At 67.4% G+C, this 14,056-nt stretch carries 13 protein-coding genes; 8 read left to right on the forward strand and 5 right to left on the reverse strand.

Annotation, left to right across the window (positions count from 1 at the left end; genetic code table 11):
* Positions 1 to 67 precede the first annotated feature (67 nt).
* Together ybaL and recQ are read right to left on the reverse strand one after the other, a co-directional pair.
* Entirely contained in the window at positions 68 to 1,723 is a 1,656-nt protein-coding gene (gene ybaL, locus ACN9M2_RS14970; protein WP_426285439.1) for a YbaL family putative K(+) efflux transporter, read from the reverse strand.
* Positions 1,724 to 1,933: 210 nt separating this feature from the next.
* On the reverse strand, positions 1,934 to 3,748 hold the full coding sequence (gene recQ / locus ACN9M2_RS14975) for a DNA helicase RecQ (RefSeq protein WP_426285440.1): 1,815 nt from the start codon (positions 3,746 to 3,748) through the stop codon (positions 1,934 to 1,936).
* 180 nt (positions 3,749 to 3,928) lie between these two features.
* Between recQ and ACN9M2_RS14980 the strand changes: the two genes are divergently transcribed.
* A complete protein-coding gene (locus tag ACN9M2_RS14980) occupies positions 3,929 to 4,219 on the forward strand; it encodes a hypothetical protein (RefSeq protein ID WP_426285441.1) in 291 nt (96 codons plus the stop codon).
* On the opposite strand, the gene ACN9M2_RS14985 is transcribed toward ACN9M2_RS14980, so the two are convergent.
* Positions 4,206 to 4,607: an MGMT family protein gene (locus tag ACN9M2_RS14985; RefSeq protein WP_426285442.1), complete on the reverse strand. Its 402-nt coding sequence runs from the start codon at positions 4,605 to 4,607 to the stop codon at positions 4,206 to 4,208. The two genes, ACN9M2_RS14980 and ACN9M2_RS14985, sit on opposite strands and share 14 nt — an antisense overlap.
* Positions 4,608 to 4,667: 60 nt before the next feature.
* Here ACN9M2_RS14985 and ACN9M2_RS14990 point away from each other — a divergent pair, with 60 nt between their 5' ends.
* Positions 4,668 to 5,072, forward strand: coding sequence for a hypothetical protein (locus tag ACN9M2_RS14990; protein WP_426285443.1), 405 nt, complete (start codon positions 4,668 to 4,670; stop codon positions 5,070 to 5,072).
* 3 nt (positions 5,073 to 5,075) lie between these two features.
* On the opposite strand, the gene ACN9M2_RS14995 is transcribed toward ACN9M2_RS14990, so the two are convergent.
* Positions 5,076 to 6,200, reverse strand: coding sequence for an anion permease (locus ACN9M2_RS14995; protein ID WP_426285444.1), 1,125 nt, complete (start codon positions 6,198 to 6,200; stop codon positions 5,076 to 5,078).
* Positions 6,201 to 6,213: 13 nt separating this feature from the next.
* On the reverse strand, positions 6,214 to 6,843 hold the full coding sequence (locus tag ACN9M2_RS15000; RefSeq protein WP_306849739.1) for a DUF47 domain-containing protein: 630 nt from the start codon (positions 6,841 to 6,843) through the stop codon (positions 6,214 to 6,216).
* 127 nt (positions 6,844 to 6,970) lie between these two features.
* On the opposite strand from ACN9M2_RS15000, the gene ACN9M2_RS15005 reads away from it, so the two are divergent.
* From ACN9M2_RS15005 to ACN9M2_RS15030, 6 genes are all read left to right on the forward strand, one after another.
* Complete coding sequence (locus ACN9M2_RS15005; RefSeq protein WP_426285445.1) at positions 6,971 to 8,290, forward strand: hemolysin family protein; 1,320 nt, start codon at positions 6,971 to 6,973, stop codon at positions 8,288 to 8,290.
* A 55-nt stretch (positions 8,291 to 8,345) separates the two neighbouring features.
* The gene (locus ACN9M2_RS15010) at positions 8,346 to 8,954 is read left to right on the forward strand and encodes an exopolysaccharide biosynthesis protein (RefSeq protein ID WP_426285446.1); all 609 of its coding nucleotides are present in this window, start codon (positions 8,346 to 8,348) and stop codon (positions 8,952 to 8,954) included.
* A gap of 78 nt (positions 8,955 to 9,032) precedes the next feature.
* Positions 9,033 to 10,346, forward strand: coding sequence for an APC family permease (locus ACN9M2_RS15015; protein ID WP_426285447.1), 1,314 nt, complete (start codon positions 9,033 to 9,035; stop codon positions 10,344 to 10,346).
* A 47-nt stretch (positions 10,347 to 10,393) separates the two neighbouring features.
* Entirely contained in the window at positions 10,394 to 10,945 is a 552-nt protein-coding gene (locus ACN9M2_RS15020; protein WP_306849734.1) for a (2Fe-2S)-binding protein, read from the forward strand.
* Positions 10,942 to 13,218: a molybdopterin cofactor-binding domain-containing protein gene (locus ACN9M2_RS15025; RefSeq protein WP_426285448.1), complete on the forward strand. Its 2,277-nt coding sequence runs from the start codon at positions 10,942 to 10,944 to the stop codon at positions 13,216 to 13,218. Before ACN9M2_RS15020 ends, ACN9M2_RS15025 begins: the two co-directional genes overlap by 4 nt.
* A gap of 30 nt (positions 13,219 to 13,248) precedes the next feature.
* Positions 13,249 to 14,013 (forward strand): class I SAM-dependent methyltransferase, encoded by a 765-nt coding sequence (locus tag ACN9M2_RS15030; RefSeq protein WP_426285449.1) that lies wholly within the window; start codon positions 13,249 to 13,251, stop codon positions 14,011 to 14,013.
* The last annotated feature ends 43 nt before the right edge of the window (positions 14,014 to 14,056 follow it).

A 14,056-nucleotide genomic window follows, 5' to 3' on the forward strand; every position in this document is an offset into this window, starting at 1 on the left:
AGCCGTTAGGCCGGCGTGTCCGGGCTTGTCGATACGTGCCCACCTTTGGCCAGGAGGGGCACGGCGATCAGTGCGCCGGGGTGTCCCGCCGTGGCTGCGCCGCCTCGAACATGCTGTGCGCAAGTTCCTGCTCTCCGTAGATCACGTCGCTCGCGCCCAGGCCGTCCAGATGGGCGACGCATTCCACCGAGTGCGCGCGCGCCACGATGGGAAGGTCCGGGCGCAGCGCACGCGCGGCGCGAACGATCTGCCCGCCTTCGAAAGGATCGGGCACGGCGACGATCAACGCCCTGGCACCGGCGAGGTTCGCCTCCGCCAGCACCGGCGCGGCCGCGGCGTTACCGATCACGATCTCGGCGGTGTCCTGGCTGCGCAGTTCGCGCACCGCATCCTCGTCGGTCTCGATCACGAGCGTGCGCGTTCCCGCCGCGTGCAATTCCGCGAACACGCGTCGGCCGACGCGGCCAAAGCCGACCAGCACGGTGTGCCCCGCGATGGCGTCGGGATGGTCTTCAGGCGCATCCGAATCGTGCTTCGCGATCCACCGGTCGAGCACCACGAAAAGCAGCGGGTTGACCAGGATGGAGACGATCGCCGCGGCAAGCAACACGTCGCGTGCCTGCTCGCTCAACAGGCCCAGCGAAACACCGAGGCCGGCGAGGATGAAGGAAAACTCACCGATTTGCGCGAGGCTGGTGGCGATGGTGAGCGCGGTCTTCGCGGGCCGGCCGAAGGCGCGCACGATGGCGAAGGCGGCCACCGACTTGCCCACGATGATGATGAGGCAGGCCGCCAGCACGATCCAAGGGTGTTCGAGCAGGATACCGGGATTGAACAACATGCCGATCGACACGAAGAACAACACCGCGAAGGCATCGCGCAGCGGCAGGGTTTCCTCCGCGGCGCGCTGGGACAATTTCGACTCACCCATCATCATGCCGGCAAAGAAGGCGCCGAGTTCGAACGAGACGTCGAACAGGTGGGCCGCGCCGAACGCGATGCCCAACGCGATCGCGAGCACGGCGAGGCGGAACAGTTCGCGCGAGCCGCTGGCCGAGACCGCCTGGAGCGTCCACGGGATCACGCGCTTGCCGACGATGAGCATCAACGCGACGAAGACGACCACCTTGCCGATGGTCCATGCCACCGTCTCCAGCAGGGCGCCCACATCCGTCGCCGCCCCGCCCTTCTCCGTACCGAGGAACCCGCCGATCGCCGGCAGCAGCACCAGGGCCAGCACCATCGCCAGGTCCTCGACGATCAGCCAACCCACCGCGATGCGGCCGCGATCGCTGTCGAGCAGGCGGCGTTCCTCCATCGCGCGCAGCAGGACCACCGTGCTGGCCACCGAGAGCGCGAGACCGAACACGAAGCCCTGCGCGAGCGGCCAGTCGAGCAACCAGCCCAACAGCATGCCGAGACCGGTGGCGACACCCATCTGCACCGCGGCGCCGGGAACGGAGATGGCCTTGACCGAGAGGAGGTCTTTCAATGAGAAGTGCAGGCCCACGCCGAACATGAGCAGAATGACGCCGAGGTCCGCGAGTTCCTGGGCGATGTGCGCATCGGCGACCCACCCTGGCGTGAACGGACCTGCGACCACGCCGGCGACGAGGTAGCCCGCCAGGACAGGCAACCTCAGTCGGTGGGCGATCGCGCCGAAGATGAAGGCGAGAACCAGGCCACCGACGATGGTGGCGATAAGCGGCGTGGCGTCGTGCATGGGCGGCTCCCTGAGTCGTCCAAAAAGCAATGGGGGCAAACGCGGACCCACGCAAGCGCGCGGTGCTTGAGACTTACCTCAGTCAGAGCCGGCTGTGGTGAGAGCCGACCCTGTCGGCGATGGGTGCTTGCCTCAGTCTGGCCCGCTGCCGCGGGATCGCCGACAAGGTCGGCTCCCACAGAACGACTCCATCACCCCGCCGCGGCTCGATCAGCCTGCCGCCGTGAGCACGGCGAGGAAATCTCTGCCGTAACGCTTGAGCTTGTTCTCGCCCACGCCACTGATCGAGGCCAGTTCCTCTTCGTTTCCCGGCAACGCACGGAGCATGGCCAGCAACGTGGCATCGTGGAAGATCACGTAGGCCGGGACGCCGTGCTGCCTGGCCAGTTCGGCGCGTACGCGACGCAGTTCTTCCCACAGTGGCTGTTCGATCGCCTCGATACCGAGCGAGCCGCCCGGCACCGTGGCCGGCGACCGCGTACCGCGGCGTCCCTTCGCCGGCCGCGCGTCCTCGCGCAGCCACACCCGGCGTTCGCCTTTCAGCACCGGTCCACTGGTGGACGACAGGCGCAAGGTACCGAAGCCTTCGGGGTCCGCTTCGATCAATCCGGCCGCGAGCAACTGGCGGAACACCGAACGCCACTGCGTCGCATCCATGTCGGCACCGACGCCGAACACGGTGAGCTTGTCGTGGCCGAGCTCGCGGACACGCTCGCCGGCTTCACCGCGCAGGATATCGATGAGGTGCCCCGCGCCGTAGCGCTGCCCACTGCGATAAATGCAGGACATGGCTTTCTGCGCCGCCAGCGTGGCATCCCACGTCTTCGGCGGCACCAGGCAGTTGTCGCAGTTGCCGCAGGGCTCGGGATAGGTTTCGGCGAACGCTTCCAGCAACAGCTGTCGACGGCAGCGCGTCGCTTCCGCATAGCCGAGCAACGAGTCGAGTTTCAGGCGCTCGATGCGCTTGCGATCGTCGCCCGCTTCCGATTGCGAGATCATCTGGCTCATGGTGACGACGTCGCCCAGGCCGTAGATCATCCAGGCTTCGGCGGGGAGGCCGTCGCGGCCGGCGCGACCGGTTTCCTGGTAGTAGCCCTCCATGCTGCGCGGCAGGTCGAGGTGCACCACGAAGCGCACGTCGGGCTTGTCGATACCCATGCCGAAGGCGACGGTGGCGACCATCACCACGCCTTCCTCGCGGAGGAAGCGCTGCTGGTGCCGGGTTCGTGTCTCCGTATCGAGACCGGCGTGGTAGGGCAAGGACTCGACGCCGGCCTCCATCAGCCACGCGGCGGTTTCGTCCACCTTGCGCCGGCTCAAGCAATAGACGATGCCGGCCTCGCCACGGTGCCCGTCGAGGAAATCGAGCAGTTGCCGGCGCGCGTTCTGTCGCGGCGCCACGCGATAACGGATGTTCGGACGGTCGAAACTCGAAACGAAGCGGCGCGCCTCGTGCAGGCCCAGCCGTTCGACGATTTCTTCGCGGGTACGCTCGTCGGCGGTCGCCGTGAGCGCGATGCGCGGCACCTCGGGGAATCGTTCGTGGAGGATCGCGAGCCCGCGGTACTCGGGCCGGAAATCGTGTCCCCACTGCGAGACGCAATGGGCTTCGTCGATGGCGAACAGCGCGATGGGGATGCGTTCGAGCAGGCCGAGGAAACGCCCCGTGAGCAGGCGCTCGGGTGCCACGTAGAGCATGTCGAGTTCACCGGCCAGCAGCAGGTCCTCGACCTCGCGCTGGGTCCCCGCGTCGAGGCTGGAATTGAGGTATCGCGCCTTCACGCCCGCTTCGGTCAGGGCATCGACCTGATCCTGCATCAGGGCGATCAGCGGCGAGACGACGATGCCCGTCCCGTGGCGCATGAGGGCGGGAATCTGGAAGCAAAGCGACTTGCCACCGCCCGTGGGCATGAGCACCAGCGCGTCGCCGCCACCCGCGACCTCTTCGACGATGGCTTGTTGTTGACCGCGGAATCCGGGATAGCCGAATACGGAGTGAAGAAGATCGAGAGCCTGGGACTGCATCCTCCCATGCTAACAAACCGGCGCGACGTATCGGCACGGGATGACAGCTGAACGGGATGTAGGCCTACACCGATTTGAGACGAAAGGTTGTTTTCTTTCCTTGCGAATCGGCAGGTAATGAGGCCGGGCATGCCGCCCCGCGACTCCATAGCGTTTCACGTCCTCAAGAGGGGGGATGTCATGAAGAAAGCGCTCGTTCCCGCAAGCCTGCTTGCCGGCGCCCTGCTTGTCGGCGCCTTGCCCACGTTCGCCGGGGGAGGCCGCATCGGCTTCCATGGTGCCATTGTCGAACCATCCTGCCCGATAGGCGAGGGCAAGCTCGATTGTCCGGCGGGTCGCCAAGGCGACGCCATCATCCGCTTGCTCGATACGCACCAGGCACGAGCCGACGCCAGGCTGTCGTTGTTGGACTACGCTCTGCGCCGCGATCCGTCACGGCCATGGCGTCTGGTCGAGGTCACCTACCGCTGATTCCGCGGACGGGTAACCCCCAGATGGCACGATCGAGGTCATGATCCAGGCCGAAGGCGCTCATGGGCACGCGTCCGTCCTTCACGACCACCCCTTCGGCCTTCAACCGCCGGCACTGTTCGCGATAGCCCCGCGTGCCGGCGGGAATCCCGATCTTGCCGTCGGCACGCAGCACGCGATGCCATGGCAGGTCGGGACGATTGGGCGCGTCGCCGAGCACACGGCCGATCAGGCGGGCCCGTCCGGGATACCCGGCGCGAGCCGCGATGGCGCTATAGCTGGCCACCCGGCCACGCGGAATGGCCGCGACCGCATCGATGATCCGCTGTGCCCGCAGCACGCGGGCCTCGTCATCGTCGAGTACATCGTTCATGGTCGTTTCGTGCATGTCCGGGGCCTCCGTTGAGCGTACCATCGGAAGCCCCCGACGACGGACCAGCAGGCAGCCATGCGGCATTTCGAAGCGATTCGCTCCCACCTGGGCGGCATTCACAAGCTCCGCCAGAACGAGCCCTACATCATCAGCTTCGACCTCGAGCTGCCCGATGGGCGGCACCAGGGCATTTACCTGACCGAACTCGAGGACACCGACGGGCAGCGCTTCCTGCGCCTGTCGACGCCGATCGGCCCCCTGGCCGGCGTGGATGCGCGACGTTGCCTGCGCTTCAACTGGGAGCAACGCACCGGATACCTGGCCGAGGCTGATCTCGATGGCTCGCCCTACCTGCACCTGTGCGAGAACCGCCCGTACGACTACCTGGACGAACGCGAACTGGCTCGGCTCATCGAGGAACTGGGTGCCATCGGCGACCAGCTCGAGCAGGTCGTCAACGGCGACGCCGACGCGCTGTAGGCCTCAGAACAGCAGGCGGCCCAGCTTGACCAGGCCGTAGCCGAGTCCTGCCGTGATGGGCAGGGTGAGTATCCATGCCCAGACCATGCGCTCGACCACCGACCAGCGGATGGCGTTGAAGCGCTTGGCCGCGCCCACGCCCATGATCGACGCGGAAACGTTGTGCGTGGTCGACACGGGCACGCCGAGCATCGAGGCGGTGAGGATCACGGCCGCGGAACTGCCTTCGGCGGCGAAACCGTTGATGGGATGCAGCTTCACCATCTTGTGGCCGAGCGTCTTGATGATGCGCCAGCCACCACCGGCGGTGCCGCCGGCCATGGTGAGCGCGCAGACCACCTTCACCCAGATGGGGATCGGGAAGCCGCCGGCCGCGGCCGGGTCGTGCGGGATACGCAGGAAATGCAGGAACGCGGGCAGGTGGTCGAACTGGCCGGCCGCCGTCGCGCCAGCCAGGGCCAGGGCGATGATGCCCATGCTCTTCTGTGCGTCGTTCATGCCGTGGGACAGGCCCATGGCACTGGCCGAGACGATCTGCGCCTTGCCGAAGAAACTGTTCACGAACGGCGTGCGGCCGAAGCGGCGCAACGGGCCCTTGCGGCTGGAGAAGAAGCCCAGCAACGCATAGAGGCCACCCATGATGAGGAAGCCGATCACGAAGCCGAGGAAGGGCGAGACGATCATCGGCACGATGACCTTGGGCACTACGCCCTTGCCCAACCACCAGTGCGCGCCGTCCTGCCACCAGATGATGGAATGGAAGTTGTCGCCGGCCGCGGCCAGCGCCGCGCCGCATAGTCCACCGACCAGCGCGTGGCTCGAACTGGAAGGCAGGCCGAGCCACCAGGTGATCAGGTTCCAGATGGTGGCGCCGAGCAGCGCACTGATCAGCAGGTGCGAACCGACCTCGACCACGCCCGTGTCGATCAGGCCAGAGGCGATCGTCGCCGCCACGGCCGTGCCCCAGAGGGCGCCCGCCAGGTTGGTGACGGCGGCCAGCAGGACCGCCTGGCCTGGCGTGAGTACCTTGGTCGCGACCACGGTGGCAATGGAATTCGCCGTGTCGTGGAAGCCGTTGATATAGGTGAACGCGAGGGCGATCAGGACGACCGCGATGACCATGCTCATGGGGCGCCCGCCGTCAGGAGTTCTTGAGCACGATCGAATAGACGACGTTGCCGACGTCCCGGCACTTGTCGACGGCCTTCTCGACCAGTTCGAAGAGGTCCTTGGCGAGGATGGCCCGGAGCGGATCGGAGGCTTCGGCGTAAAGGGTGCGGTATGGGTCGAGCAGCAGGCGGTCGGCCTCGGACTCCAACGCCTGGAGCTGGTCGCGCAGCTTCTTCACCGGGTCGATCTTCAGGCCATGGCGGAGTTGGCCGATCATCGCCACCACGACGTCGGCCGAGCGTTCGAGCAGCGCGGCGCGCTGGCTGAAATCGATGCCCTGCAGGCGCTCGGCGACGATCACGTAGCGCTCGGCGAACTTCTCGATGGTCTTGGGGATCTTGTACAGCGCCGAGTTCAGGGCCTCGATGTCCTCGCGATCCAGGGCGGTGACGAAAGTATTCACCAGTTCCTCGCCGATCTGCCCGTGCAAGGCCTTCTCCCGGGCCCGTGCCGTGCTGAAGGCGGCCATCACCGGGGTACGGTCGGTCTGGGTCACCAGCTCGTGCATGGCCCGGGCGCTTTCGCGCGCCGCCTCGGCACTGGCCTCGAGCAGCCCATAGAACTTGTCGCCCTTACCGAAGATCGTCTGGAGTGAAAACATGGCGTCGCCTGGGGAACCTTGGGAATTTATGACGCTAATGTTACCGGACTGAGCCTGGCGGTGCCGTGGGCTTCCCGCAGGCGAACGTCCACGACCGGGCACGGCCCATCTGCTATATAAGCCCCCGATGCTCTCCGAACTCCTGCTGGTCCTCGTCCTGTCCCTCGGCAACGGCTTCTTCGCCCTGTCCGAGATGTCCGTCGTCGCCTCGCGCAAGAGCCGGCTCAAGCAGCTGGCCAGGGACAGCCGGCGCGCCCGGGTGGCCCTGCAACTGGCCGAATCGCCGGAGCGCTTCCTCTCCACGGTCCAGGTCGGCATGACCTTGATCATCCTGGTCACGGGTGCCGTGGCCGGCGACAGCCTGGGCGAGAAGTTCGCCGAGCTGTTGCACGGCGGCGGCCCGCTCTGGCTGGAACCGTATGTGCGCGTGGTCGGCTGGCTGCTCGGTTTCCTGCTGATGTCGCTGGTCCAGATCGTCATCGGCGAACTCGTGCCCAAGCGCGCGGCCCTTTCCGCTCCCGAACGCATCGCCTGCCAGATCGCCATGCCGATGCTGGTGATTTCGCGCATCACCCTGCCGATGGTCTGGCTGCTCAACCACCTTTCCACCGGCATCCTCCGCGTGCTCCGCCTGCACCGGACCAGCGCCAGCGCAGCCACCGAAGAGGAGATCCGCCTCCTTGTGGCGGAAAGCGCCGAGCAAGGCATCCTCGACAGCGACGAGCGCAACATGGTCAACCGCGTGCTGCGCCTGGGCGACCGCACGGTGGACTCGGTGATGACGCCGCGCATGAAGATCGCCTGGCTGGACGTGGCCGCGTCGCGCGAGGACAACCTCGAGGTACTGCGCGATACACAGTTCTCCCGCTACCCGGTGTACCGCCGCGACGAAAGCGAGGTGGTCGGCACGGTGGAGGTGAAATCCCTGATCGGTTCGCTCGAACGCGGCCAGGTCGACCTTTTCGCCCGCGTCGCCCGCCCGCTCTTCGTGCCCGCCACGGCACGGGCCCTCGACCTGCTCGAGGCCTTTAGAGACGCCGACACCCAGCTTGCCCTGGCGGTGGACGAATACGGCGACATCGAAGGCCTGGTCACCTTGAACGATCTGCTCACGGCCGTGGTGGGCGCCACCGCTCCCGCGGCCGACGACGCCGGGCAGGCAGGCCCCATCGTGCGCCGCGACGACGGCAGCTGGCTGGTCGATGGTTCCCTGCCGGCCGACGACCTGCGCGAACTGCTCCAGCTCGACCGCCTGCCCAACGAGGAAGAGCACGATTTCCGCACGGTGGCCGGCATGCTCACCACGCAGTTCGGCCATATCCCGCAGGCAGGCGAATCCTTCACCTGGCAAGGCAACCGCTTCGAGGTGGTCGACATGGATGGCGCCCGCATCGACAAGGTGCTGGTGAGCACCGTCGGCGCCGACGAGCCCGTTGCAGGGGAATGACGAAGAGGCGGTAACGTAAAGCGGCGGTTCAAGCGCCGACCGCGACAGTCGTTGCATGACCCCGACCGAACCGCGCGAAGACAAGACCGCCGCCCTGCTGAGGGCGGCGCTCATGTCCACCCCCGGCGAACGGATCACGATCGAGCAATTGCTCGAACCGCTGAGGCGCCGCGCCTTCGGCTTCCTCCTTCTCCTGCTGGCGATTCCCAATTTCATACCCGTGCCGCTAGGCATCGGCGGCATCATGGGCGTGCTCGTGGTCGCGCTCGGCCTGGAAATGCTGATCGGGCTCGAGCATCCGTGGATTCCCGGTTTCCTTCGCCGGCGCACGATGTCGCGCGAGGGCCTGCTGCGCTTCCTCGACCGCATCGCACCCATGACGCGCCGGCTGGAAAAGATCTGTCAGCCGCGCCTGCAACGCCTCACGCAGCGCCCGTTCACCTTCGTCTCCGGCGCCATCATGATCCTCATCGGCATCCTGCTGGCCTTGCCGATTCCGTTCACCAACTACGTGTTCGGCGGCATGCTGATCGCCTTCGCCTTCGCGCTGGTTGAACGCGACGGCGTGCTGCTGATCGTGGTCTGGGCGACGACGGTGGCGATCGTGATCGCCTCGGCCACCTTCAGCCGCGCCCTGGCCGACCTCTTCCGCCACATGTTCTAGGCGTGCCACACGATCCGGGCTTGCGGGGGCCGTAGCGCGCAGGCGATCCTGCGCGCTTTACCCAGGCGACGACGATCCATGGAAAATCCCGGCTACGCCCGCCGCCTCACCCTCATGGACGCCGCGCTCATCGTCGTGGGCGGGATCATCGGTGGCGGCATCTTCCTCAATCCCGGCATCGTCGCGCAGCGCACCGGCTCCGGCTGGGTGTTGCTGGGGCTCTGGGTCGCAGGCGGCCTGCTTACGCTGATCGGTTGCCTCTGCTACGCCGAACTGGGCGCGCGGCGGCCGGAAGCGGGCGGCAGCTACGTCTACCTGCGCGAGGCCTTCGGCCGGCTGGCCGGCTTCCTGTTCGGATGGACCATGCTGCTGGTGATCTACAGCGGCAGCAGCGCCGCCGTGGCGACCATCTTCGGCAGTTACGCCACTTCGGTGTTCGGCCTTTCGCCCGGTCTGATCAAGCCGCTCGCCATCGGCGCGCTCGTCTTCGTCACGGGGCTCAACCTCTTCGGCATCCGCTTCGGCGCCCAGGTACAGAACGTCTTCGCGATACTGAAGCTCACCGCCATCGTCGTGCTGGTGGTCACCGGCGTCGCTTTCGCCGGAGCCGGCACCACCCAGGCGCTGGCGGCGAGCCCGACCCAGGTGACCGGCAGCCTCGCCGGCGCCCTGCTGCCGGTATTGTTCGCCTTCTCCGGCTTCAGCTACCTCAACAACCTCGCCGGCGAGGTCCGCGATCCGCAGCGCACGCTGCCGCGAGCGCTGATCGTGGGCATGCTGGTGGTGATCGCCGCCTACGTGCTCACCAACTATGCATACCTCGCCGTGCTCGGCCACGACGGGCTCGCGGCCAGCCAGGCACCGGCAGCCGACGTGATGAGCCGCGTGTTCGGCACCGCCGGCGCGAAGCTGATCGCCATCGGCATCGCCATCTCCACGCTCGGTTTCTGCAACATCACCCTCGTCGCCGGCGCCCGTGTCCTCCAGGTGATGGGGCAGGATGGCCTGTTCTTCTCCAGCGTGGCCAGGCTGCATCCGCGCTACCGCACCCCGAACATCGCGCTGATGATGCTTTCGGCGTGGGCCATCGTGCTCGTATGGATCGCCAACTACGGGCAACTGCTGGATTTCGCCGCGTTCGGCGACTGGGCCGCCTACGCGGTCACGATCGCCACGCTGTTCTGGTATCGCCGGCACGGCCAGGGCCGGCCCGCGTTCGCCACGCCGGCCTATCCCCTGCTGCCGCTGGTCTTCCTCGCCACCGTGATCGGCGTAGTCGTGGCGTACACCTGGGACAAGCCACTCAGCGCCGGCGTCGTCTGCCTGGTGGTGCTGTCGGGACTGCCCGTCTACGCGGTGTGGCGACGGCTGTTCAGTAAAGTCGCTCGCTGAACCATGGCACGGATGCCACAATGACCCGGTTCAGTTGAGGAAAGCCGATGGCACAGCAAGGTCCGACGTCTCCCGTACCCGTTCCGCCCAAGCAGGACGCCCGTCAGCCGGCGCCCAAGCCGGTACGTGAAGGCATCGACCTCATCGTCAACGACAAGCGCTACCGGCACACGGGCGACAAGACCATGCCCCTGCTCTGGTACCTGCGCGACGTGCTGCGCCTGACCGGCGCGAAGTACGGCTGCGACCAGGGCGATTGCGGCTTCTGCACGGTGATCGTCGATGGCAAGGCCGTGGCCTCCTGCCAGACGAAGATGGAAAAGATGTCCGGCAAACGGGTGACCACGGTCGAGGGCCTGTCCGCCGCGGACGGCACGCTGCACCCCGTGCAGCAGGCCTGGATCGACGAGGACGCCATCATGTGCGGATTCTGCCAGCCCGGCCAGATCATGGCCGCGGTGGACCTGCTCTCGCGGCAGAAAAATCCCTCCGATGCGGATATCGACAAGATCGGCAACCTTTGCCGTTGCGGCAGCTATGGCCGCATCCGCAAGGCGATCAAGCGCGCCGCCGGCGCGATGAAGGACCCGAAGGCATGAGTGGCGAGGTCCGACTTTCCCGCCGCCGGTTCCTCAAATACGCCGCCGGCACCGCGGGCGCGCTGGTCATCGGCGTCGGCACGGCGGAGGCCCTGGATCGCCCGCCGCCGCTGGGCCTGCTGGGCGACGCCTGGGCCCAGGTCGGTCCGTACCTGCGCATCGCCGCCGACGGCCGCATCTACATCGGCGTGCGCGATCCCGACAATGGCGAAGGTACGTCCACGTCGCTGGCCCGGATCATCGCGGAGGAACTCGACGCCGACTGGTCCCGCGTGATCGTGGAGCCGCTCGGCCTCGGCGTCACCCAGGGCAACGGTGAACCGAAATTCACCTACGGCCGCCAGCGCAGCGGCGATGCCACCAGCATTCCCGCCGCCTGGGCCGACCTGCGCCAGGCAGGCGCACTCGGTCGCTGGCTACTCCTGCAGGCGGCCGCGCGGCGCCTCGGCGTCCCGGCGGAACAGCTTCGTGGCGAGAGCGGCATGGTCGTCGCCGCCGACGGCAGGCGCATCTCCTACGCCGACCTGGCTTCGGCCGCGGCCGGCATCGACGCGCCCTCGACACCGCCGCCCGTGAAGCAGGCCGAGCGTTACCGCCTCATAGGCCAGCCGGCCGGCGACGTGGATGCGCGCGCGGTCGTCACCGGCACGTTGCGCTACGCCTTCGACGAGAGCCTCGGCGACCCGGTGATCGCGGTGCTGGCGCGCTGCCCCTATCCCGGGGGCTCGCTCGACACCGCCGACCGCGACGCGGCGAAGAAGGTCGAGGGCGTCTTCGACGTGATCGAGATCACCCCCGAGCAGGGCCAGCAGCCCGGTCTCGCCGCCCAGGCACCCGCGCTGGCGGTGCTCGCGCGCGACACCTGGTCGGCCCTGTCCGGCCGCGCCGCCTTGAAGGCGACCTGGAAACCGGGCGACACCACCGAGCCGACCAACTCCGCCCTCGAACAGAAGGCGCTCGACCTGTTCGGCGACGACGCCGCCGCGCCGACCACCGTGCGCAATGATGGCGACATCGCCCTCGCGCGCAAGAAGGCCGCGCGTGCGCTCGAAGCCACGTATTTCCAGCCCTGGGTCGCGCATGCCACGGCGGAAACCCCCAATTGCGTCGTCCGGCTCGATCCGGATACCAGCGTGACGGTGATCGCCGCCACGCAATCGCCACGCCAGGCGTACACGGTCGTGCAACGCATGACCGGATTCCGTCCCGAACAGATCGACATCCAGGTGCCGCGTGGCGGCGGCGGTTTCGGCCGCCGCCTGGAACAGGACTACATCGCCGAGGCGATGGCGATCGCCCTGGCGAAGAAACCCGACGAGATCCGCAACCGGCCGGTCAAGGTGCTCTGGACCCGCGACGACGACCTGATGCGCGACTACTACCGCCCATTGGCCGTGCATCGCCTCAACGCGTCGCTCGACCGCAAGAAGAACATCGTCGGCTGGCATCAGCGCATGGCGAGTCCGTCCGCGCTGGCGGGCCGGGCCACGCCGGACAACCGGCTCTGGCAATCGGAACTGGTCGCCGATGCCTTGCCTGCGGGACTCGTTCCCAACTTCCGCAGCGACTGGTATCCGCTGGAATCGACGCTGGCCCGTGGCGAGTGGCGAGGTTCGCCGCACGTCACGCCCACCTTCGCCAGCGAAAGCTTCATCGATGAACTCGCGCACGCGGTGAAGGCCAATCCGCTCGATTTCCGCCTCGCCCTGCTCGGCGGGCCACGCCAGTTGCCGTACAACGGCCGTGGCGGCCCCATCGACACCGCGCGCATGGCGAACGTGCTGAAGCTCGCCGCCGACAAGCTCGACTGGAGCCGTTGGCTGCGCAGCGAGAACGGCCTCGGCATCGCCTGCGCCTATGTCTTCGGCGCCTACGTGGCCCACGCCATCGAAGTGGCGCCGACCACCGATGGCATCGACATCCATCGCGTGGTCTGCGTGGCCGACGTGGGCCGCGCGATCAATCCGCTGGGCCTGGAAGCCCAGCTGCAGGGCGCCACGCTGGATGCGCTGTCCACCGCCCTCAACCTCGCCATCACGGTGAAGGACGGTAAGGTGCAGCAGACGGGCTTCCGCGACTACCCGGTCGCCGCGACGCAGCCGATGCCCTACGAGGTGGAGACGGTGATCGTGCCGTCCACCGCCGATCCGGCCGGTGCCAGCGTGATCGGCGTACCCTCGGCGGCGCCGGCACTCGCGAATGCCGTCTTCCGCGCCACCGCCGTGCGCGTACGCCGATTGCCCCTGCTGCGCGAACTGGCGCGACTGCGCTAGTCCTTAGTTTTTCACCGCCCGAGGTACCGCATGACCATCGCATCGTTTACCTCGGGCCCTCCGGCCCAGCGGACCGACGCCGACCTGATCGGCAGCAACAAGCGCTTCTACGACGCCTTGTGGTCGGAAGCGAAGCTGTTCTCGCCGGAGCAATTCAACACCTGGCCGCTGGTGGCGGAACTGGTCGCGCAAACCTCGCGGCGCCTGGAAGTCGCCCCCGGCCTGCGTCCCCGCCTGCCACTGGCGGACACCCAGTTCGTCGACCTCAGCCGGCCCGCGCTGGCCGAGCTGGGTCGGCACGGCGCCCGCGTGGCCAACGCCATGATCGGCGCCCTTCCCTTTCGCGACGCCAGCTTCGACTTCGTCTGCGCCTTCGACATCCTCGAACACGTGGTGGACGACGAGGGAGCCCTGGGTGAGCTGGCCCGCGTGGCCGAGCCCGGTGCCCGCCTGCTGATCTCGGTGCCCCTGCATCCGGACGCATGGACCGCCTTCGACGATTTCGTGGGCCATTACCGCCGCTACGAGCCCGACGCGATCCGTGCCCTTCTCGGGCGCCACGGATTCACCATCGAACGCAGCGCCGTCTACGGCATGCAGCCGAAATCGTCGAAGCTGCTCGACCTCGGGCAGTGGTTCCTGACCCACCAGCGCGCCCGCGCCATGTGGTGGTACAACCGGGTGTTCATGCCGCTGGGCGTGCGTTTCCAGAAGCCGTTGGCCTTCACGACCGGCTTCGAACCAGGGCCCGGAGTCGACGAAGTCCTGCTGGTCTGCCGCAAGGCTGGTACTTAAATCGAGCAAAAACAGGGGCTTTACACATGGCGCGGCGCAACTG

The organism is Luteibacter sp. E-22, assembly GCF_049913125.1.
GTDB lineage: Bacteria > Pseudomonadota > Gammaproteobacteria > Xanthomonadales > Rhodanobacteraceae > Luteibacter.

Excerpts from the sequence above, each read along its gene's own strand:
- ybaL (WP_426285439.1), bottom strand. The coding sequence starts at position 1,723 with ATGCACGACGCCACGCCGCTTATCGCCACCATCGTCGGTGGCCTGGTT.
- recQ (WP_426285440.1), bottom strand. The coding sequence starts at position 3,748 with ATGCAGTCCCAGGCTCTCGATCTTCTTCACTCCGTATTCGGCTATCCC.
- ACN9M2_RS14980 (WP_426285441.1), top strand. The coding sequence starts at position 3,929 with ATGAAGAAAGCGCTCGTTCCCGCAAGCCTGCTTGCCGGCGCCCTGCTT.
- ACN9M2_RS14985 (WP_426285442.1), bottom strand. The coding sequence starts at position 4,607 with ATGCACGAAACGACCATGAACGATGTACTCGACGATGACGAGGCCCGC.
- ACN9M2_RS14990 (WP_426285443.1), top strand. The coding sequence starts at position 4,668 with ATGCGGCATTTCGAAGCGATTCGCTCCCACCTGGGCGGCATTCACAAG.
- ACN9M2_RS14995 (WP_426285444.1), bottom strand. The coding sequence starts at position 6,200 with ATGAGCATGGTCATCGCGGTCGTCCTGATCGCCCTCGCGTTCACCTAT.
- ACN9M2_RS15000 (WP_306849739.1), bottom strand. The coding sequence starts at position 6,843 with ATGTTTTCACTCCAGACGATCTTCGGTAAGGGCGACAAGTTCTATGGG.
- ACN9M2_RS15005 (WP_426285445.1), top strand. The coding sequence starts at position 6,971 with ATGCTCTCCGAACTCCTGCTGGTCCTCGTCCTGTCCCTCGGCAACGGC.
- ACN9M2_RS15010 (WP_426285446.1), top strand. The coding sequence starts at position 8,346 with ATGACCCCGACCGAACCGCGCGAAGACAAGACCGCCGCCCTGCTGAGG.
- ACN9M2_RS15015 (WP_426285447.1), top strand. The coding sequence starts at position 9,033 with ATGGAAAATCCCGGCTACGCCCGCCGCCTCACCCTCATGGACGCCGCG.
- ACN9M2_RS15020 (WP_306849734.1), top strand. The coding sequence starts at position 10,394 with ATGGCACAGCAAGGTCCGACGTCTCCCGTACCCGTTCCGCCCAAGCAG.
- ACN9M2_RS15025 (WP_426285448.1), top strand. The coding sequence starts at position 10,942 with ATGAGTGGCGAGGTCCGACTTTCCCGCCGCCGGTTCCTCAAATACGCC.
- ACN9M2_RS15030 (WP_426285449.1), top strand. The coding sequence starts at position 13,249 with ATGACCATCGCATCGTTTACCTCGGGCCCTCCGGCCCAGCGGACCGAC.